An 18,974-nucleotide genomic window follows, 5' to 3' on the forward strand; every position below is an offset into this window, starting at 1 on the left:
GTCCGATCACCCGACAACAAGGGTGACGGGCGAGAGGTAAAGACTGTGGAAGCACATCTGTTGGAATGGCTGAACCTGAGCGTGCGCTGGGTTCATATGATCACTGGCGTGGCCTGGATCGGTGCGTCTTTCTATTTTGTATGGCTGGAAAACAACCTTAACCGCGTCAACCCCAAAAGCGGCCTGGCTGGCGATTTATGGGCGATCCACGGTGGCGGCATCTACCACCTGGAAAAATACAAACTGGCCCCGCCGACCATGCCGGACAACCTGCACTGGTTCAAATGGGAAGCCTATTTCACCTGGATGTCAGGCGTCGCGCTGCTGTGCGTGGTGTTCTACCTCAACCCGACGCTGTACCTGCTGGCCCCCGGCAGCAGCCTCAGTGGCACCGAAGGCGTATTGCTGGGCATTGGCTCACTGTTCGCCGGCTGGTTTATCTACTCCTTTCTCTGCGACTCGGCCCTGGGCAAACGCCCTGCCCTGCTCGGTTTTATCCTGTTCGTCCTGTTGATCGGAGCGGCCTACGGCTTCAGCAAGGTGTTCAGCGGGCGCGGTGCGTACCTGCATGTGGGGGCGATCATCGGCACCATCATGGTCGGTAACGTGTTCCGCATCATCATGCCGGCCCAGCGCGCGCTGGTGGCGGCGATCGCGGAAAACCGCACGCCAGACCCGGCACTGCCGGCCAAGGGCTTGCTGCGTTCGCGGCACAACAACTACTTCACCCTGCCCGTGCTGTTCATCATGATCAGCAATCACTTCCCGAGCACCTACGGCAGCCAGTACAACTGGTTGATCCTGGCCGGGATCGCCGTGGCGGCAGTGTTGGTGCGCCATTACTTCAACACCCGTCATGACAGCCAGAAATACGCCTGGACCCTGCCGGTCGGCGCCCTGGCGATGATCTGCCTGGCCTATGTCACCGGGCCGAAACCCGTGGCCACAGCACCGGACGTGGCCAAGGCGCCAGCGGCCATCGAGTACCAGCCCTTGCCGGAAACGGCGCTGGGTGGCGGCCTCAAGCCAGCAGCCCCCGCAGCGCCAGCACCGGCGGCCGAAGCGGCGCCGGCCCAGGCCTCGACGGACTTCGGCAAAGTCCACAGCGTGATTGAACAACGTTGCACCGTGTGCCATTCGGCCAAGCCCACCAGCCCGCTGTTCAGCACCGCGCCGGCCGGGGTGATGTTCGATACCCCGGCGCAGATCCAGCAACAGGCGGCGCGCATCCAGGCGCAGGCGGTGGCCAGCCAGATCATGCCACTGGGCAACATTACCCAGATGACCCAGCAGGAGCGGGAATTGATTGGTAGTTGGATCAATCAGGGGGCCCGTACCAATTAACTGATTAGCGCAGATCAAACTGTAGGAGCTGGCTTGCCTGCGATAGCGGTGTATCACGCACCGGAAGGGGTGAATGAACCACCGCTATCGCAGGCAAGCCAGCTCCCACATTTGAAATGTGCAGTGCTTTGAACATTGGGTTTCACCTGGCAATTGACTGCCAAACAACACAAAAATAAAAAGATCCGAGGTGTTGCATGTCCCAGCTAGAAACGCAGATTCCTGCCGCGCCCGCCATGGTGCGGCTGCCCCTTTTGCAACTGATCCTGGTGGGCCTGCAACATGTACTGCTGATGTACGGCGGCGCGGTGGCCGTGCCGCTGATCATCGGACAAGCCGCAGGCCTGAGTCGTGAAGAAATCGCCTTTTTGATCAACGCCGACCTGCTGGTGGCGGGGATCGCCACCATGGTCCAGTCCTTTGGTATCGGCCCGCTGGGCATCCGCATGCCGGTGATGATGGGCGCCAGTTTTGCCGCCGTCGGCAGCATGGTCGCCATGGCGGGCATGCCGGGCATCGGCCTGCAAGGGATCTTTGGCGCGACCATCGCCGCCGGGTTCTTTGGCATGCTCATCGCACCATTTATGTCCAAGGTGGTGCGCTTCTTCCCACCGTTGGTGACCGGGACCGTGATCACGGCCATCGGTCTTTCGCTGTTTCCCGTAGCGGTGAATTGGGCGGGCGGTGGCGCCACGGCCGTGCAGTTCGGCTCGCCGATCTACCTGGCCATCGCCGGCCTGGTGCTGGCCACCATCTTGTTGATCAACCGTTTTATGCGCGGCTTCTGGGTCAATATCTCGGTCCTGATCGGCATGGCCCTGGGCTACGCCTTGTGCGGATTGCTCGGCATGGTCGACCTCGGCGGCCTGGAGCAGGCACCGTGGGTGCAAGTGGTCACGCCGTTGCACTTCGGCGTGCCCACGTTCGAGTTGGCGCCCATCCTGTCGATGTGCCTGGTGGTGGTGATTATCTTTGTCGAATCCACCGGCATGTTCCTCGCGCTGGGCAAGATCACTGGCCAGGACGTCACCCCGAAGATGCTGCGGCGCGGCCTGTTGTGCGATGCCGGGGCGTCGTTCTTCGCGGGGTTCTTCAACACCTTCACCCACTCCTCTTTCGCCCAGAACATCGGCCTGGTGCAGATGACCGGTGTGCGCTGCCGTTCGGTGACGATCATGGCCGGGGCCTTTTTGATTGTCCTCAGCCTGCTGCCCAAGGCGGCGTTTTTGGTGGCTTCGATTCCACCGGCGGTGCTGGGCGGTGCGGCTATCGCGATGTTCGGCATGGTGGCCGCGACCGGGATCAAGATCCTGCAGGAAGCCGACATCGCCGACCGCCGCAACCAACTGCTGGTGGCGGTCAGCATCGGCATGGGCCTGATCCCGGTGGTCCGCCCGGAGTTCTTCGCCCAGTTGCCGCTGTGGATGAGCCCGATTACCCACAGCGGCATCGCCATGGCCACGCTTAGTGCGTTGTCGCTGAACGTGTTGTTCAACATCCTGGGCGGTTCAGAACGCCCTGCCGTCGCCCATACGCATTGATTCCTTCGTTACAACAACAATAACAACGAACAGGGAACATCAGCATGCACGCCATTCACCCGGGGCCGGCCACACGCCGTGCCCCGTTCTTGCCCCTCGCGCTCTTTTACAGCGCACTTGAGCACAGGCTCTGGAGCCAGTATTCTCCGCGCCCGCTCGAATCGACTCAAAAAAAAACAGCGAATGTAAAAGCTGACTTAAAGGCCAACTTATCCCGGCCTTATATCGGCTGCCAAAGTGCGCAAAAGTCCTCTGAATCCGACTGCATTCCATGTAGCCGGCGGGGATTTTTTGGCTTTTCAAACACTTTGGCGCAGCTCTTGCTAAAAGCATCAAAGCTGACCGAACAGACGATTTTTGCAGCGAACCAAAAGGCGCCACACCAGAGCGCCTGCGTAGAAGAAAGACCATAAAACCTTAACTCGGGAGCAACCGAATGAAACGTACCGTGAACAGCCTGATGTTGGCCGGATCCCTGTTGGCCGGAGGCCAGGCGATGGCGGGTGACCTGCTGCAATGGCAGAACAACAGCCTGACTTACTTGTGGGGCAAGAACTTCACCGTCAACCCACAGATCCAGCAAACCGTCACCTTTGAACATGCCGATGCCTGGAAGTACGGCGACAACTTCTTCTTCTTCGACCGAATCTTTTACAACGGCAAGGAAGACGGCAACGCCGGCCCCAATACTTACTACGGCGAGTTCAGCCCACGGCTGTCGTTTGGCAAGATCTTCGATAAAGACTTGTCGTTCGGCCCGATTAAAGATGTCTTGCTGGCGTTCACCTACGAGTTCGGCGAAGGCGACAATGAGTCCTACCTGCTAGGCCCGGGCATCGACCTGAACATCCCCGGCTTCGATTACTTCCAGTTGAACTTCTATCAGCGTCAGACCGAAGGCAATCGCCCCGGCGACGGCGTGTGGCAGATCACCCCGGTATGGTCGTACACCATTCCCGTGGGCAACTCCGACGTGCTGATCGACGGCTTTATGGATTGGGTGGTGGATAACGACAAGAACGCCCGTGGCACTTACCACGCCAACCTGCACTTCAACCCGCAGGTCAAATATGACCTGGGCAAGGCCATGAGCTGGGGCGCCAAGCAGTTGTATGTCGGTTTTGAATACGACTACTGGAAGAACAAGTACGGGATCCAGGACAGTGGCGCGTTCGAGACCAACCAGGACACGGCCAGCCTGTTGGTCAAGTACCACTTCTAAAGGCCGAACACGCCCCCCGCTGTGGGAGCGGGCTTGTGTGGGAGCGGGCTTGCCCGCGATAGCGGTGGGTCAGCCAGCCTAAGTGTTGACTGATTTATCGCCATCGCGGGCAAGCCCGCTCCCACACAAGCCCACTCCCGCATTCAGTTCGGGGGCAGGCCCAGGAACCGCTGCAACTCCTCGCGCTTGGCCAACGCATCCCGCCGCCCCAACTCAATCAATTCACTGCAATACCCCGCCTCGAACAACAGATAGCTGAGCACCCCCGCCCCGCTGGTCTTGGTCGCCCCTGGCCCACGCAAAAACAGACGCAACGCCGCCGGCAGTTCCTGGCGATGGCGGGCGGCGATTTCGTCGATGGGCTGGCTCGGCGCAATCACTAGCACTTCGACCGGCGCAAGCCCGCGTGCGGCGCTGTCGGCCGGTTGCAGATGGGCGAACTGGTTGAGGCGCTCCAGCAGCTCGATATCACTCTCCAGGCTGTCAATGAACGTGCTGTTGAGCATATGCCCGCCGATCTGCGCCAGGGTCGGTTCCTGGCCGGTATAGATGCGTTGCAGCGGCTCGCCGGGGTCGACGGAGCGCGGGTTGCCACTGACGCCCACCACCAGCACCCGGTTGGCCCCCAGGTGCAAGGCCGGGCTGATAGGTGCCGATTGCCGGACGGCGCCATCGCCAAAGTATTCCTGATCGAGCTTGACCGGCGCGAACAGCAAAGGAATCGCCGAGCTGGCCAGCAGATGCTCCACCGTCAACTGCGTGGGCAGGCCAATGCGTCGGTGGCGCAGCCAGGCGTCGATGGTGCCGCCACCCTGGTAGAAGGTCACCGCCTGCCCCGACTCATAGCCGAACGCCGTTACGGCGACGGCATGCAGGTGTTTATGGCCGATGGCCTCGTTGATGCCGTCGAAGTGCAGCTTCTCTTGCAGCAACGCCCGCAGCGGCGAGCTGTCGAGCAGCGCCACCGGCACCGGCGAGCCCAGGCCCAGCAGGCTGCGAGTCAGGAAACGGCTGGCCTGGCGAATCACCCCTGGCCAGTCGCTGCGTAGCACCAGGTGGCTGCGAAAGCCCTGCCAGAACGCAGTCAGGCGCGCAATGGCAGCGCCAAAATCCATGGCGCCGCTGGCCAGGCTCACCGCGTTGATCGCCCCGGCGGAGGTGCCGACAATCACCGGGAAGGGGTTGGCAGCCCCCGGCGGCAACAATTCGGCAATCGCGGCCAGCACCCCCACCTGATACGCCGCACGCGCCCCGCCGCCGGAAAGAATCAAGCCTGTGACCGGTTCAGTTGGGCGCATTGCATAACTCCATGGGTGGGGGACAATCCGTTTGTTCAGCGGCGTTTTTCGTACAGCTTGGGTTCGCCCGGTGGCCGGCTCTTGAACCGGCGATGGGCCCACAGGTATTGCTCGGGGCACTCGCGCACCGCAATTTCCACCCATTGGTTGATGCGCAGGCAATCGGCTTCGTCGGATTCACCGGGGAAGTCGCGCAACGGCGGATGGATCACCATGCGGTAGCCGCTGCCATCGGCCAGGCGCTGCTGGGTAAAGGGCACCACCAACGCCTTGCCCAGGCGCGCGAACTTGCTGGTGGCGGTGACAGTCGCCGCCTGGATGCCGAACAACGGCACGAAAATGCTCTGTTTGGCGCCATAGTCCTGGTCCGGGGCGTACCAGATCGCCCGGCCGGCGCGCAGCAGCTTGAGCATGCCGCGCACGTCTTCACGCTCTACCGCCAGGGAATCGAGGTTGTGGCGCTCGCGGCCACGGCGCTGGATAAAGTCGAACAACGGGTTGCCGTGCTCACGGTACATGCCGTCGATGGTGTGCTTCTGGCCCAGCAAGGCCGCGCCAATCTCCAGGGTGGTGAAATGCAGGGCCATGAGGATCACGCCCTTGCCTTCCAGTTGCGCCTGCTTGAGGTGCTCCAGCCCTTCGACATGGGCCAGGCGTGCCAGGCGCTGTTTGGACCACCACCAGCTCATGGCCATCTCGAAAAAGGCAATGCCAGTGGAGGCAAAGTTTTCCTTGAGCAAATGTTTACGCGCTTGCGCGGACATCTGTGGGAAACACAGTTCCAGGTTTCGCGCGGCAATGCGTCGACGTTCACCGGCCACCCGGTACATAAACGCACCCAGCACACGACCTATTCCCAGCAACGCCCGGTATGGCAACTGAGTGATCAGCCACAGCAGGCCGAGCCCCAGCCACAGCAGCCAGAAACGCGGGTGAAAAAACACAGCTCGAAAACGCGGGCGATCCATTACAGATTCCGGTAAAGACAGGGCCGCGCATTCTACAACGGTTCGACCCGGCTTGCGGCTAGCGGTTGTTCTCGTTATAAGTCTCGACACTTTTCGTGACAAGCCGCTTTGCCGACCATGAGCCAAACCGAATCGCTAGACCAAGATCCCGTCTTCCAGCTCAAAGGCAGCATGCTCGCCATTACTGTGCTGGAACTGGCCCGTAACGACCTTGATGCCCTGGACCGCCAGCTCGCCGCCAAGGTCGCCCTGGCCCCGAACTTCTTCAACAACGCGCCGCTGGTGCTGGCCCTGGATAAATTGCCGGCCGGCCAGGGCGCGGTTGACCTGCCCGGGCTGATGCGCGTTTGCCGCCAGCATGGCCTGCGCACCCTGGCCATTCGCGCCAGCCGTATCGAAGACATCGCGGCAGCCATCGCTATTGAACTGCCAGTATTGCCACCGTCCGGTGCCCGCGAGCGTGTGCTCGACCCGGTGGAAGGTGAAGTGAAGAAAAAACCGGAAAAACCGCCAGAGCCGACGATCAAGCCTACAAGGATCATCACCTCTCCCGTACGCGGCGGGCAGCAGATCTATGCCCAGGGCGGCGACCTGGTGGTGGTCGCGCCGGTCAGTCCCGGCGCGGAACTTCTCGCCGATGGCAACATCCATGTATACGGCCCAATGCGCGGTCGGGCACTGGCTGGGGTCAAGGGCGATACCAAGGCACGGATTTTCTGCCAGCAATTGAGCGCTGAGCTGGTGTCCATCGCCGGGCAGTACAAGGTTTCGGAAGATTTGCGCCGTGATCCGCTGTGGGGGGCCGGGGTACAAGTCAGCCTGTCGGGCGATGTGTTGAACATCATCCGTCTTTAACGGATACTGCCGCATTTTCCAAGCATCTCTGGACTCTGATAGCACAGCGAAACCGGCAAGACTTGCGTAGGAATAATTGAAAGTTGGCGCTTCCCCTACAGGAAGCACATCTTTTTCCTACGAAGGCTGTCCGCCTGCAGCGAGTTTCAAGAGATGTTTTTCAGGGACTGAGAGGTCCTTTTTCCTTAGGGGTGAAACACCTTGGCCAAGATTCTCGTGGTTACATCCGGCAAGGGTGGTGTGGGTAAGACCACCACCAGCGCCGCTATCGGTACCGGCCTCGCTCTGCGCGGCCACAAGACAGTCATCGTCGACTTCGACGTCGGTTTGCGTAACCTCGACCTGATCATGGGCTGCGAACGCCGCGTGGTGTACGACTTCGTCAACGTGGTCAACGGCGAAGCCAACCTGCAACAGGCCCTGATCAAGGACAAGCGCCTTGAGAACCTGTATGTACTGGCCGCCAGCCAGACCCGCGACAAAGACGCGCTGACCAAGGAAGGCGTGGAAAAAGTCCTGATGGAACTCAAGGAAACCTTTGAGTACGTGGTCTGCGACTCCCCGGCAGGTATCGAGACCGGTGCTCACCTGGCGATGTACTTCGCCGATGAAGCCATCGTCGTGACCAACCCGGAAGTGTCCTCGGTACGTGACTCGGACCGCATGCTGGGCCTGCTGGCCAGCAAATCCCGGCGCGCCGAGAAGGGCGAAGACCCGATCAAGGAACACCTGCTGCTGACCCGCTACAACCCTGACCGTGTCAGCAAGGGCGAAATGCTCGGCGTTGAAGACGTCAAAGAGATCCTGGCCGTGGCCCTGCTGGGCGTGATCCCGGAATCCCAGGCGGTGCTGAAGGCATCCAACCAGGGCGTACCGGTCATCCTCGACGACCAGAGCGACGCCGGCCAGGCGTATAGCGATGCCGTCGATCGCTTGTTGGGAAAAACCGTGGAGCACCGCTTCCTCGATGTAGCGAAGAAGGGATTCTTCGAGCGCCTGTTTGGAGGCAATTAAACAATGAAATTTCTCGACTTCTTTCGCGCCAACAAAAAGCCAAGCACCGCATCGGTAGCGAAAGAGCGTCTACAGATCATCGTGGCGCACGAACGCGGCCAACGCAGCACCCCGGACTACCTGCCAGCCTTGCAGAAGGAACTGGTGGAGGTGATCCGCAAGTACGTCAATATCGGCAACGATGACGTGCATGTCGCCCTGGAAAACGACGGCAGCTGCTCGATTCTGGAACTCAATATCACCCTGCCTGATCGTTGATCGAACAGGCGGTCGCCACGGCGGCTCCGTCACCTTGATCCCCCTTGGGGAACCGGGTGGCCGAGCCGCCGTTGGCGTTTGTTACGAGGCTGTTTAATGCCGTTGTCCACTATCCATATCCTTCACCAGGATGCCGCTGTCCTGGTGGTGAACAAGCCTACCCTGCTGCTGTCGGTGCCCGGTCGGGCCGACGACAACAAGGACTGCTTGATCACCCGCCTGCAGGAAAACGGTTACCCAGAGGCCCGTATCGTCCATCGCCTGGACTGGGAAACGTCGGGGATCATCCTGCTGGCCAGGGATGCCGACACCCATCGCGAACTGTCCCGCCAGTTTCACGACCGCGAAACCGAAAAAGCCTACACCGCCTTATGCTGGGGCCAACCGCAGCTGGACAGCGGCAGCATCGACCTGCCGCTGCGCTATGACCCACCGACCAAGCCGCGGCATGTGGTGGACCATGAATTCGGCAAGCATGCCCTGACCTTCTGGAAAGTCCTGGAACGTTGCGGGGACTGGTGCAGGGTCGAGCTGACGCCGATTACCGGGCGCTCGCACCAACTGCGGGTGCATATGCTGTCCATCGGCCACCCGTTGCTCGGTGATGGCCTGTATGCCCACGAACAGGCCCTGGCCGCCTGGCCACGGCTGTGCCTGCACGCGAGCATGTTGAGCTTCACCCACCCGCAAAGCGGCGAGCGCCTGCGGTTCGAGTGCCCTGCGCCGTTCTAATCGGTAAACGCAATTAAAATGTGGGAGCGGGCTTGCTCGCGAATGCGGTGGATCAGTTAGCTTATTGCGCGACTGACATACCGCATTCGCGAGCAAGCCCGCTCCCACATTTGTTCTGTGCACTTATCACATCGGACGGTAAACTCGCGCCATTGCTGTCTGGAGCTACTTATGCGCGAAGCGTTGAACCAAGGCCTGATCGACTTCCTCAAGGCCTCTCCCACTCCCTTTCATGCCACTGCGGCCCTGGCCCAGCGCCTGGAAGCTGCCGGTTTCCAGCGCCTCGACGAGCGCGAGACCTGGACCACCGAGGCCAACGGTCGCTACTACGTGACCCGCAACGACTCCTCGATCATCGCCTTCAAGATGGGCCGCCAGTCGCCCCTGCACGATGGCATCCGCCTGGTCGGCGCCCATACCGACAGCCCGTGCCTGCGGGTCAAGCCGCAACCCGAGCTGCAACGCCAGGGCTTCTGGCAGTTGGGGGTGGAAGTCTATGGCGGCGCGCTGCTGGCGCCGTGGTTCGACCGTGACCTGTCCCTGGCCGGGCGCGTAACGTTCCGGCGTGACGGCAAGGTCGAAAGCCAGTTGATCGACTTCAAGCTGCCCATCGCCATCATCCCCAACCTGGCCATCCACCTGAACCGTGAAGCCAACCAGGGCTGGGCGATCAATGCCCAGACCGAGCTGCCGCCGATCCTCGCGCAGTTTGCCGGTGACGAGCGCGTGGACTTTCGCGCCGTGCTCACCGACCAACTGGCTCGCGAGCATGGGTTGAACGCTGATGTGGTGCTCGACTACGAGCTGAGTTTCTACGACACCCAAGGCGCGGCGGTGATTGGCCTGCATGGCGACTTTATCGCCGGCGCCCGCCTGGACAACCTGCTGTCGTGCTACGCCGGCCTGCAAGCCCTGCTCACCAGCGAGACCGACGAAACCTGCGTGCTGGTGTGTACCGACCACGAAGAAGTCGGCTCCTGCTCGGCCTGTGGTGCCGACGGCCCGATGCTGGAACAGACCCTGCGTCGCCTGCTGCCTGAAGGTGATGAGTTCGTACGTGCGATTCAGAAGTCGCTGCTGGTGTCTGCCGACAATGCCCACGGCATCCACCCCAACTATGCCGACAAGCACGACGCCAACCACGGCCCAAAACTCAATGCCGGCCCGGTGATCAAGGTCAACAGCAACCAGCGCTACGCCACCAACAGCGAAACCGCCGGGTTCTTCCGCCACCTGTGCATGGCCGAAGAAGTGCCGGTGCAGAGCTTCGTGGTGCGCAGCGACATGGGCTGTGGCTCGACCATCGGCCCGATCACCGCCAGCCACCTGGGCGTGCGCACTGTGGATATCGGCCTGCCGACCTTCGCCATGCACTCGATCCGCGAGCTGTGCGGCAGCCACGACCTGGCGCACCTGGTGAAGGTACTGAGTGCGTTTTATGCGAGTCGCGACCTGCCCTGACAATGGCGCTGCGGCCAATCGCGGGCAAGCCTGCTCCCACATTGGGTGTGGGAGTGGGCTTGCCCGCGATGGCGATTTCGAGCGCACTGCGGCGCTATCTGACCCACATCAAGGCACCCCGCGCCAATCCCGCCTAAACTGACAGGCATCTCTCTACGACAAGGTCGTCCCCACTATGATCTCTATGTCCGCCTTCCACGCCATGCTCATCCCCATCCTCGCGGGCATGATCCTGCTGGCCGTGGGCTTCAACTTCCGCGACAAGAACCTCGGTGTGTTTGGCATGTGGATCGGCATGCTGCTGATCCTCGCCACCATCGTCTACCGGATCCTCGCGAAACTGGCCGAATAACAAATGCACTCGCATTGGGCATAGCGCCCTCGTACACTCGGGCGATCTGTCGTTTCCAAGGTTGACCGCCTCGTGCTTGCCCGTCTGTTTGCCCTGCACCACTGCCTGCTTCTGTGCCTGCTGATCCTGTTGCCCATCGCCCCTGCCCAGGCAGTCGGCCTGCCAGGCATCCTGGGCAGCGGCACCAAAGCCCAGCCACAGGCCGACGTGCCGTTGGGCCAGTCGTTGGACGAGGTGATCAAGACCCTGGAAAACGACCAGCAGCGCACCAAGCTGCTGGCCGACCTGAAAAAGCTGCGCGAAGCCACGAAAAAGGCCCAGCCGGAGGCCGATCAAGGGGTACTGAGCTTGATCGGCGGCACCCTGGCCAACCTGGAACAACAGTTTGCCGGCGCCGACAGCCCGCTCAACCGCTGGTCCGTCGAGTTCGACCAGGCCAAGAGCGAGCTGGCCGCGCTGATGCTGCCCGCCAGCGAATGGCTGCCGATCATCTTTGGCTTTGCCGTGGTGCTGCTGCTCTGGAGCCTGCTGGCCGCCGCGCTGATCTGGCTCGGCCATTGGGTGCGCCTGCGCTTTGGCCTCAGCGAAGAGCTGCCGCAACACCCCAAGACCTGGGACATGCTGCGCTTTGCCTTGCGCAAGCTCGGCCCCTGGCTGATTGCCCTGGTGATCACCGTCTACCTCAGTTACGCCCTGCCCTCGTCCCTGGGCAAGTCCCTGGCGATGGTGCTGGCGTACGCGCTGGTGATCGGCACGTGTTTTTCGGCGATCTGTGTCATCGCCTTTTCCGTGCTCGACGGCCCGCACCGTCACCGCGCCCTGTATATCCTGCGCCACCAGGCATTTCGCCCGCTGTGGCTGATCGGCAGCTTCGCCGCCTTCGGCGAGGCCTTGAGCGATCCGCGCCTGACCGAAGCCCTGGGCACCCACCTGGCCCACAGCGCCGCGACGCTCGCCAATGTGCTGGCTGCACTGTCCACCGGCGTGTTTATCCTGCGCTTTCGCCGGCCCATCGCGCACCTGATCCGCAACCAGCCGCTGTCCCGGCGCCTGACCCGCCGCGCCCTGAGCGATACGATCGAGATCATCGGCACCTTCTGGTACCTGCCCGCGCTGCTGCTGGTGGGTATTTCGCTGTTTGCCACCTTCGTGTCCGCCGGCGATACCAGCACCGCCTTGCGCCAGTCATTACTGTGCACGGTGTTGCTGGTGCTGTGCATGGTGATCAACGGCCTGGTGCGCCGCCACGCCCTCAAGCCCCTGCGCGGGCACAAGCGCCATGCGCTGTATTCCGAGCGCCTGAAAAGCTTCGTCTACACCCTGGCCCACCTGGCGGTATGGCTGGTGTTTATCGAACTGGGCCTGCGGGTCTGGGGCTGGTCGCTGATCCGCTTTACCGAGGGCGACGGGCATGAGATCAGCGTCAAGCTGTTCGGCCTCGCAGGCACCCTGCTGTTCGCCTGGCTGATCTGGATCCTCAGCGACACCGCGATCCACCACGCCCTCACCCGCTCGCGCAAAGGCCTGGCCAATGCGCGGGCGCAGACCATGATGCCGTTGATCCGCAACGTGCTGTTCATAACGATCTTTATCATCGCCGCCATCGTCGCCCTGGCAAACATGGGCATGAACGTCACGCCCCTGCTGGCCGGTGCCGGTGTGATCGGCCTGGCCATCGGCTTTGGCGCACAGTCACTGGTGGCGGACTTGATCACCGGCCTGTTCATCATCATCGAAGACTCCCTGGCCATCGATGACTACGTGGACGTCGGCGGCCACCTCGGCACCGTCGAAGGCCTGACCATCCGTACCGTGCGCCTGCGCGATATCGACGGCATCGTGCATACCATCCCATTCAGCGAGATCAAGAGCATCAAGAACTACTCGCGGGAATTCGGCTATGCGATTTTCCGCGTCGCGGTGCCCGCCAGCATGGACATCGACACGGCGATCAAGCTGATGCGCGACGTCGGCCAGAAAATGCGCGCAGACCCGCTGCAACGCCGCAATATCTGGTCGCCCCTGGAGTTCCAGGGCGTGGAAAGCTTCGAGTCCGGCAACGCGATCCTGCGCGCGCGCTTCAAGACTGCGCCGATCAAGCAATGGGAAGTGTCGCGGGCGTTCAACCTGTCGCTCAAGCGCCACCTGGATGAGGCCGGGATGGACCTGGCGATGCCGCGCTTGAGTGTGCAGGTGGTGACGGCGGCGAGCGGCCCGCAGGATGTTCAGGTCACATCGACCCCGACGTGAATCGCATCATGGCGCCAGAACTCCAGGTCGCAATCGATCAGGCGCTGATGCTGATCGTAATTGACCCGGGCGATCCGCAGCCCGGGGCTGCCCACCGAGACCTTCAGGGCTGCTGCCGCGTCCACCGGCAATGAGGTCGGCACAATTTCAAAGCGCACGCGCCCGTAGTGCAGGTCGTAGTTGCGAGCGTACAGCTCAGTCATCGACTCGTTCAGGTCACACGCCAGGATCCCCGGAAAATACCGGGGGTTGAGGTAGTGCTCCACATACAGCACCAACCGCCCATCAATACGCCGCCTGCGGCAGATCTGGATCACGCTGGACAGCGCCGGCAGTTGCAGCCACGCGCATACGGCGGCCGACGCCGGTTGCAGGCGTGCCGAAATGACTTCGGTAGAAGGCACACGATCCTGGGCGCCGACCATGGCGTGGAAGTGGCTGCGCTGCATCAGGTTGTAGGCCAGCCGGGGCGGCGAGACAAACCAGCCACGGCGTTCCTCGCGGTAGATCTGGCCCTGGGCCTCCAGTTGCAGCAAGGCTTCGCGCACAGTGATGCGGGTGGTACCAAACAACTCACTGAGTTTGCGCTCGGCCGGCAATTTGCTCGCCGGGCTCAATAAACCGTGGCTGATCTGCTCTTGCAGCGCCAGGCCAATGGCTGTCACCGCTTTGGTTGCCTCATCACGCATCAACGTTACCTATCTGGACTAGGCCAGCACTGTTTGGGTGCGCCAAATGCCCCGGGTATGGGCGACGGCTATTGCGTGCAAGCCTAGGCATCACACATGACCGACAGATGACAGCGCCTGGCGCCGCCACCTCACACGCCCTGCAATACATCGGCCAAGTCCAGGGATTACGGGGCCATGGCCTTGGTCTACGCTTACCCGGCAGACGCCTGGCCAGGTGCTTTAAAAACGACACCGACATGAAACTGTCATCCAGCGCGCCTAAATTGGCTCGTGTATTGCTGACCTAGACCAAACCCACCGCGCCATCAAAAAAAACGCAGCGTTGAAAACGCCCAAAGGAGCTTCGGATGAAACAGCTTTTCCTGGCATCACTGTTAGGCTCGACCATTGCCATGTGCACCGCCGCCATGGCCGCTGACACCGATTTGAAAACCCTGGAAGCTGCCGCCAAGGCAGAAGGCGCCGTGAACAGCGTCGGCATGCCCGATGACTGGGCCAACTGGCGCGGTACCTGGGAAGACCTGGCATCGAAATACGGCCTCAAGCACATCGATACCGACATGAGTTCGGCCCAGGAAATCGCCAAGTTCGCCGCAGAAAAAGACAATGCCAGCGCCGACATCGGTGACGTGGGCGCAGCCTTCGGACCGATCGCGGTCAAGCAGGGCGTGACCCAACCCTACAAGCCCAGCACCTGGGAGCAGATCCCGGACTGGGCCAAGGACAAGGACGGCAACTGGGCCCTGGCCTACACCGGCACCATCGCGTTTATCGTCAACAAAAAGCTGCTGCACGGCTCCGAAGTGCCGACCAAGTGGTCTGACCTGAAGAGCGGCAAGTACAAGGTCTCGATTGGTGACGTGAGCACCGCCGCCCAGGCCGCCAACGGTGTGCTGGCCGCTGCCCTGGCTACTGGCGGCAACGAGAAGAATATCCAGCCAGCGCTGCTGATGTTCGCCGAGATCGCCAAGCAGGGGCGTATCTCCCTGGCCAACCCGACCATCGCCACCATGGAAAAAGGCGAAGTCGAAGTGGGCGTGGTCTGGGACTTCAACGGCCTGAGCTACAAGGCCAAGATGGCCAACCCGGATGACTACGTGGTGCTGATCCCCTCGGATGGCTCGGTGATTTCCGGCTACACCACCATCATCAACAAATACGCCAAGCACCCCAACGCCGCCAAGCTGGCCCGCGAGTACATCTTCAGCGATGCCGGGCAGATCAACCTGGCCAAGGGCAATGCCCGGCCGATCCGGGCCGAGCACCTGACCCTGCCCGCTGAAGTGCAGGCCAAGCTGCTGCCGAACGAGCAGTACAAGGGCGTGACCCCGATCAAGGACGCCGATGCCTGGGAGAAGACCTCCAAGGGCTTGCCGCAGAAGTGGCAGGAAGAAGTCATTATCAACATGCAATAAGCCCTGGGTGAGAGCTGGCTTGCCTGCGATAGCGGTATGACATTCAACACGTGTATCGGCTGATGCACCGTTATCGCAGGCAAGCCAGCTCCCACAGTTGATCCGGTTCCAGAAGAACCACCGAGGAGCCCCTGCCCCTATGAAGCACAACGTCATCCTTGTGGTGCTCGACGGCCTGAACTACGAGGTCGCCCGGCATGCCATGGGGCACCTGCAGGCCTATGTCGGCGCCGGGCGCGCGGCGCTGTACAAACTGGAATGCCAATTGCCCGCGCTCTCGCGCCCGCTGTACGAATGCATCCTCACCGGCGTGGCGCCGATCGACAGCGGTATCGTGCACAACCACGTCTCGCGCCTGTCCAACCAGCGCAGCATTTTCCATTACGCCACCGCGGCCGGCCTGACCACGGCGGCGGCGGCCTACCATTGGGTCAGCGAGCTGTATAACCGCTCGCCGTTTATCGCCGCCCGCGACCGGCATACCGACGACCCGGCCCTGGCGATCCAGCATGGGCACTTCTACTGGAGCGATCATTACCCCGACGCCCACCTGTTGGCCGATGCCGAAAGCCTGCGCCTCAAGCACACACCGAACTTTTTGCTGGTGCACCCGATGAATATCGACGACGCCGGCCACAAGTTCGGCCTCGACACCGCGCAATACCGCAACAGCGCCCGTTCGGCCGACATTATCCTGGCCGACTACCTGCAAGGCTGGCTCGACGCCGGCTACCAGGTGCTGGTCACCGCCGACCACGGCATGAACAACGACCGCTCCCACAACGGCCTGTTGCCGGAGGAGCGCGAAGTACCACTGTTTGTCTTCGGTAGTGCGTTCAGCCTCGACCCCAAGGCCCTGCCCACGCAAACCGAGATCTGCGGCACCGTCTGCGCCCTGCTGGGCGTTGCCCACGACAAACCTGTCTGCCAGGAGCTGTTGAAGTGAATTCAGTGATCCGTGGCAAATGGCTGGCCGCCTTGTGCCTGGTGCCTTTCGCCCTGTTTTTTATCGTGTTCCAGATCGCGCCGCTGTTCTGGGTGATGGTCAACAGCCTGCAATCGGAAGAGTTCGGCTGGGGCCTGGCCAACTTCAGCAGGATCTTCAGCTCGAAGTTCTACCTGCAGGCGATCCAGTACAGCCTGGAGCTGAGTTTCTACTCCAGCGTGTTCGGCATCATCATCGCCGTGCTCGGCAGCTACTCGTTGCGCAAGGTGGATTCGCCACTGCGCAACTTCGTCACCGCCTTCGCCAACATGACCAGCAACTTCTCCGGCGTGCCCCTGGCCTTTGCCTTCATCATCCTGCTGGGGTTCAACGGCAGCATCACCATCATGCTCAAGCAGGCCGGGATCATTCAGGACTTCAACCTGTACTCCAAGACCGGCCTGATCATCCTCTACACCTATTTCCAGATCCCCCTCGGTGTGTTGCTGCTGTACCCGGCCTTCGATGCCCTGCGTGAAGACTGGCGCGAGTCCGCCGCGCTGCTGGGCGCCAGTGGCTGGCAGTACTGGCGGCATATCGGCCTGCCGGTACTGACGCCGGCGCTGCTGGGGACCTTTGTGATCCTGGTGGCCAATGCCCTGGGCGCCTATGCCACGGTGTATGCGTTGACCACCGGCAACTTCAACGTGTTGCCGATCCGCATCGCAGCGATGGTGTCCGGCGATATTTCCCTGGACCCGAACATGGCCAGCGCCCTGGCCGTGATCCTGGTGGCGCTGATGACCGTGGTCACCGTGGTCCATCAACTGCTGCTCAAGAGGAGCTACCATGTCTCGCGCTGAAGCCAGCCCCGTTGCCCTCTATCATCGCGTGGTGGTGTACCTGCTGTTCGCGATCCTGGTGCTGCCGCTGATCGGCACCCTGGTGTACTCCCTCGCCAGCAGTTGGTCGGCCACCATCCTGCCCGCCGGCTTTACCTTCAAGTGGTATGTGCAACTGTGGAGCGACCCGCGCTTTTTGCATGCCTTTGGCCAATCGCTGCTGGTGTGCGTCGGCGCGCTGATCCTGTCGGTGGTGCTGATCCTGCCGCTGCTGTTCGTGGTGCACTACCACTTCCCCAGGCTCGACGCGCTGATGAATATCCTGATCCTGCTGCCCTTCGCGGTGCCGCCGGTGGTGTCGTCGGTGGGGCTGTTGCAGCTGTATGGCTCGGGGCCGCTGGCCATGGTCGGCACGCCGTGGATCCTGATCGGCTGCTACTTCACCGTGGCGTTGCCGTTCATGTACCGCGCGATCACCAACAACCTGCAGGCGATCAACCTGCGTGACCTGATGGACGCCGCCCAACTGCTCGGCGCCAGCACCTGGCAGGCGGCGATCCTGGTGGTGCTGCCCAACCTGCGCAAGGGCCTGATGGTGGCGTTGCTGCTGTCGTTCTCGTTCCTGTTCGGCGAGTTTGTGTTCGCCAATATCCTGGTCGGCACGCGCTACGAGACCTTGCAGGTGTACCTCAACAATATGCGCAACAGCAGCGGCCACTTCACCAGCGCCGTGGTCATTTCCTATTTCCTTTTCGTGCTGCTGCTCACCTGGGCCGCCAACCTCTTGAACAAGGACAAAAGCCAATGAGCTTCGTCAGCGTCCAGCACCTGCAAAAAAGCTACGCCGCCACCCCGGTGTTCAGTGATATCAACTGCGAGATCGCCAAGGGCGAATTCGTGACCCTGCTCGGCCCGTCCGGTTGCGGCAAGTCCACGCTGCTGCGCTGCATCGCCGGCCTGACGCCGGTGGACAGCGGGCAGATCCTGCTGGACGGCCAGGATATCGTGCCGCTGAGCCCGCAGAAGCGCCATATCGGCATGGTGTTCCAGAGCTACGCGCTGTTCCCCAATATGACGGTGGAGCAGAACGTCGCCTTCGGCCTGCGCATGCAGAAGGTCAACGCCGACGACAGCCACAAGCGCATCCAGGAAGTGCTGCAACTGGTGGAACTCAAGGACCTGGCCGGGCGCTATCCGCACCAGATGTCCGGCGGCCAGTGCCAGCGCGTCGCCCTCGCCCGCTCCCTGGTCACCCGGCCGCGCCTGCTGCTGCTCGATGAACCGCTGTCGGCGCTGGATGCGCGGATCCGCAAACACCTGCGCGAACAAATCCGCCAGATCCAGCGGGAACTGGGGCTGACCACGATTTTTGTGACCCATGACCAGGAAGAAGCCCTGGTCATGTCCGACCGCATCTTCCTGATGAACCAGGGCAAGATCGTGCAGAGCGGCGACGCCGAAACCCTCTACACCGCCCCAGTGGACGCTTTCGCCGCCGGCTTTATCGGCAACTACAACCTGCTGGACGCCGAGCAAGCCAGTAAGCTGTTGCAGCGTCCGGTCAGCAGCCGTATTGCGATCCGTCCTGAGTCCATCGAACTGAACCACAGCGGCGAGCTTGATGCGCTGGTGCGCAGCCACAGCCTGTTGGGCAATGTGATTCGCTATCGCGTCGAAGCCCGGGGCGTTGAATTGGTGGTGGACGTGCTCAACCGCTCGGCCCAGGATCTGCACGCAGACGGGCAACGCCTGGCACTTTCCATCGATCCCAGTGCGCTGTGTGAGGTAGCCTGAGGATGCAGTGT

The 18,974-nt window shown here is 61.8% G+C and carries 19 protein-coding genes; 16 read left to right on the forward strand and 3 right to left on the reverse strand.

Annotation, left to right across the window (positions count from 1 at the left end; genetic code table 11):
- Positions 1–45: 45 nt before the first annotated feature.
- The 4 genes from AO268_RS11365 (at position 46) to AO268_RS11375 (ending at position 4,107) form a co-directional block, all read left to right on the forward strand.
- Positions 46–1,344 (forward strand): urate hydroxylase PuuD, encoded by a 1,299-nt coding sequence (locus tag AO268_RS11365; RefSeq protein ID WP_099168729.1) that lies wholly within the window; start codon positions 46–48, stop codon positions 1,342–1,344.
- Between the two features lie 197 nt (positions 1,345–1,541).
- A complete protein-coding gene (locus AO268_RS11370) occupies positions 1,542–2,885 on the forward strand; it encodes a nucleobase:cation symporter-2 family protein (protein ID WP_099168730.1) in 1,344 nt (447 codons plus the stop codon).
- 44 nt (positions 2,886–2,929) lie between these two features.
- On the forward strand, positions 2,930–3,298 hold the full coding sequence (locus tag AO268_RS32370) for a hypothetical protein (RefSeq protein WP_141562804.1): 369 nt from the start codon (positions 2,930–2,932) through the stop codon (positions 3,296–3,298).
- A 23-nt stretch (positions 3,299–3,321) separates the two neighbouring features.
- Complete coding sequence (locus AO268_RS11375) at positions 3,322–4,107, forward strand: outer membrane protein OmpK (protein ID WP_099168731.1); 786 nt, start codon at positions 3,322–3,324, stop codon at positions 4,105–4,107.
- Positions 4,108–4,250: 143 nt separating this feature from the next.
- Here the strand turns inward: AO268_RS11375 and AO268_RS11380 are convergent, their stop codons facing one another.
- Positions 4,251–5,405: a patatin-like phospholipase family protein gene (locus AO268_RS11380; RefSeq protein ID WP_099168732.1), complete on the reverse strand. Its 1,155-nt coding sequence runs from the start codon at positions 5,403–5,405 to the stop codon at positions 4,251–4,253.
- 35 nt (positions 5,406–5,440) lie between these two features.
- Complete coding sequence (locus tag AO268_RS11385) at positions 5,441–6,373, reverse strand: lipid A biosynthesis lauroyl acyltransferase (RefSeq protein WP_099168733.1); 933 nt, start codon at positions 6,371–6,373, stop codon at positions 5,441–5,443.
- A gap of 117 nt (positions 6,374–6,490) precedes the next feature.
- On the opposite strand from AO268_RS11385, the gene minC reads away from it, so the two are divergent.
- From minC to AO268_RS11415, 7 genes are all read left to right on the forward strand, one after another.
- Complete coding sequence (gene minC, locus AO268_RS11390; protein ID WP_038447253.1) at positions 6,491–7,228, forward strand: septum site-determining protein MinC; 738 nt, start codon at positions 6,491–6,493, stop codon at positions 7,226–7,228.
- 201 nt (positions 7,229–7,429) lie between these two features.
- Positions 7,430–8,242, forward strand: a complete 813-nt coding sequence (gene minD, locus AO268_RS11395; RefSeq protein ID WP_057440689.1) for a septum site-determining protein MinD — start codon at positions 7,430–7,432, stop codon at positions 8,240–8,242.
- 3 nt (positions 8,243–8,245) lie between these two features.
- Positions 8,246–8,500 (forward strand): cell division topological specificity factor MinE, encoded by a 255-nt coding sequence (minE, locus tag AO268_RS11400; RefSeq protein ID WP_003175252.1) that lies wholly within the window; start codon positions 8,246–8,248, stop codon positions 8,498–8,500.
- Positions 8,501–8,596: 96 nt separating this feature from the next.
- Positions 8,597–9,232, forward strand: coding sequence for an RluA family pseudouridine synthase (locus tag AO268_RS11405; protein WP_099168734.1), 636 nt, complete (start codon positions 8,597–8,599; stop codon positions 9,230–9,232).
- A 171-nt stretch (positions 9,233–9,403) separates the two neighbouring features.
- The gene (locus tag AO268_RS11410; protein WP_029300406.1) at positions 9,404–10,693 is read left to right on the forward strand and encodes a M18 family aminopeptidase; all 1,290 of its coding nucleotides are present in this window, start codon (positions 9,404–9,406) and stop codon (positions 10,691–10,693) included.
- Positions 10,694–10,868: 175 nt separating this feature from the next.
- Positions 10,869–11,045 carry a hypothetical protein gene (locus tag AO268_RS32705; RefSeq protein WP_169864616.1) on the forward strand — a complete coding sequence of 59 codons (177 nt, stop codon included), beginning with the start codon at positions 10,869–10,871 and terminating at the stop codon, positions 11,043–11,045.
- Between the two features lie 72 nt (positions 11,046–11,117).
- Entirely contained in the window at positions 11,118–13,295 is a 2,178-nt protein-coding gene (locus AO268_RS11415; RefSeq protein WP_099168735.1) for a mechanosensitive ion channel family protein, read from the forward strand.
- Here the strand turns inward: AO268_RS11415 and AO268_RS11420 are convergent.
- Positions 13,271–13,984, reverse strand: coding sequence for a UTRA domain-containing protein (locus AO268_RS11420; protein WP_099168736.1), 714 nt, complete (start codon positions 13,982–13,984; stop codon positions 13,271–13,273). The genes AO268_RS11415 and AO268_RS11420 overlap by 25 nt on opposite strands.
- A gap of 350 nt (positions 13,985–14,334) precedes the next feature.
- Here AO268_RS11420 and AO268_RS11425 point away from each other — a divergent pair, with 350 nt between their 5' ends.
- The 5 genes from AO268_RS11425 (at position 14,335) to AO268_RS11445 (ending at position 18,963) form a co-directional block, all read left to right on the forward strand.
- On the forward strand, positions 14,335–15,402 hold the full coding sequence (locus tag AO268_RS11425) for an ABC transporter substrate-binding protein (RefSeq protein ID WP_099168737.1): 1,068 nt from the start codon (positions 14,335–14,337) through the stop codon (positions 15,400–15,402).
- Between the two features lie 139 nt (positions 15,403–15,541).
- A complete protein-coding gene (locus AO268_RS11430; RefSeq protein WP_099168738.1) occupies positions 15,542–16,348 on the forward strand; it encodes an alkaline phosphatase family protein in 807 nt (268 codons plus the stop codon).
- Positions 16,345–17,190, forward strand: a complete 846-nt coding sequence (locus AO268_RS11435) for an ABC transporter permease (protein WP_099168739.1) — start codon at positions 16,345–16,347, stop codon at positions 17,188–17,190. Before AO268_RS11430 ends, AO268_RS11435 begins: the two co-directional genes overlap by 4 nt.
- Positions 17,177–17,977, forward strand: coding sequence for an ABC transporter permease (locus tag AO268_RS11440; protein WP_029292823.1), 801 nt, complete (start codon positions 17,177–17,179; stop codon positions 17,975–17,977). Before AO268_RS11435 ends, AO268_RS11440 begins: the two co-directional genes overlap by 14 nt.
- Positions 17,974–18,963, forward strand: a complete 990-nt coding sequence (locus tag AO268_RS11445; RefSeq protein WP_099168740.1) for an ABC transporter ATP-binding protein — start codon at positions 17,974–17,976, stop codon at positions 18,961–18,963. Before AO268_RS11440 ends, AO268_RS11445 begins: the two co-directional genes overlap by 4 nt.
- The last annotated feature ends 11 nt before the right edge of the window (positions 18,964–18,974 follow it).

Source organism: Pseudomonas sp. ICMP 8385 (assembly GCF_002699915.1).
GTDB lineage: Bacteria > Pseudomonadota > Gammaproteobacteria > Pseudomonadales > Pseudomonadaceae > Aquipseudomonas > Aquipseudomonas gessardii.

Bases quoted from the DNA above. Each gene is read 5' to 3' on its own strand.
- AO268_RS11445 (WP_099168740.1), top strand. From the start codon at position 17,974: ATGAGCTTCGTCAGCGTCCAGCACCTGCAAAAAAGCTACGCCGCCACC.
- minE (WP_003175252.1), top strand. From the start codon at position 8,246: ATGAAATTTCTCGACTTCTTTCGCGCCAACAAAAAGCCAAGCACCGCA.
- minC (WP_038447253.1), top strand. From the start codon at position 6,491: ATGAGCCAAACCGAATCGCTAGACCAAGATCCCGTCTTCCAGCTCAAA.
- AO268_RS11405 (WP_099168734.1), top strand. From the start codon at position 8,597: ATGCCGTTGTCCACTATCCATATCCTTCACCAGGATGCCGCTGTCCTG.
- AO268_RS11375 (WP_099168731.1), top strand. From the start codon at position 3,322: ATGAAACGTACCGTGAACAGCCTGATGTTGGCCGGATCCCTGTTGGCC.
- AO268_RS32370 (WP_141562804.1), top strand. From the start codon at position 2,930: ATGCACGCCATTCACCCGGGGCCGGCCACACGCCGTGCCCCGTTCTTG.
- AO268_RS11420 (WP_099168736.1), bottom strand. From the start codon at position 13,984: ATGCGTGATGAGGCAACCAAAGCGGTGACAGCCATTGGCCTGGCGCTG.
- AO268_RS11385 (WP_099168733.1), bottom strand. From the start codon at position 6,373: ATGGATCGCCCGCGTTTTCGAGCTGTGTTTTTTCACCCGCGTTTCTGG.
- AO268_RS11410 (WP_029300406.1), top strand. From the start codon at position 9,404: ATGCGCGAAGCGTTGAACCAAGGCCTGATCGACTTCCTCAAGGCCTCT.
- AO268_RS11380 (WP_099168732.1), bottom strand. From the start codon at position 5,405: ATGCGCCCAACTGAACCGGTCACAGGCTTGATTCTTTCCGGCGGCGGG.
- AO268_RS11440 (WP_029292823.1), top strand. From the start codon at position 17,177: ATGTCTCGCGCTGAAGCCAGCCCCGTTGCCCTCTATCATCGCGTGGTG.
- AO268_RS32705 (WP_169864616.1), top strand. From the start codon at position 10,869: ATGATCTCTATGTCCGCCTTCCACGCCATGCTCATCCCCATCCTCGCG.
- AO268_RS11425 (WP_099168737.1), top strand. From the start codon at position 14,335: ATGAAACAGCTTTTCCTGGCATCACTGTTAGGCTCGACCATTGCCATG.
- AO268_RS11430 (WP_099168738.1), top strand. From the start codon at position 15,542: ATGAAGCACAACGTCATCCTTGTGGTGCTCGACGGCCTGAACTACGAG.
- AO268_RS11370 (WP_099168730.1), top strand. From the start codon at position 1,542: ATGTCCCAGCTAGAAACGCAGATTCCTGCCGCGCCCGCCATGGTGCGG.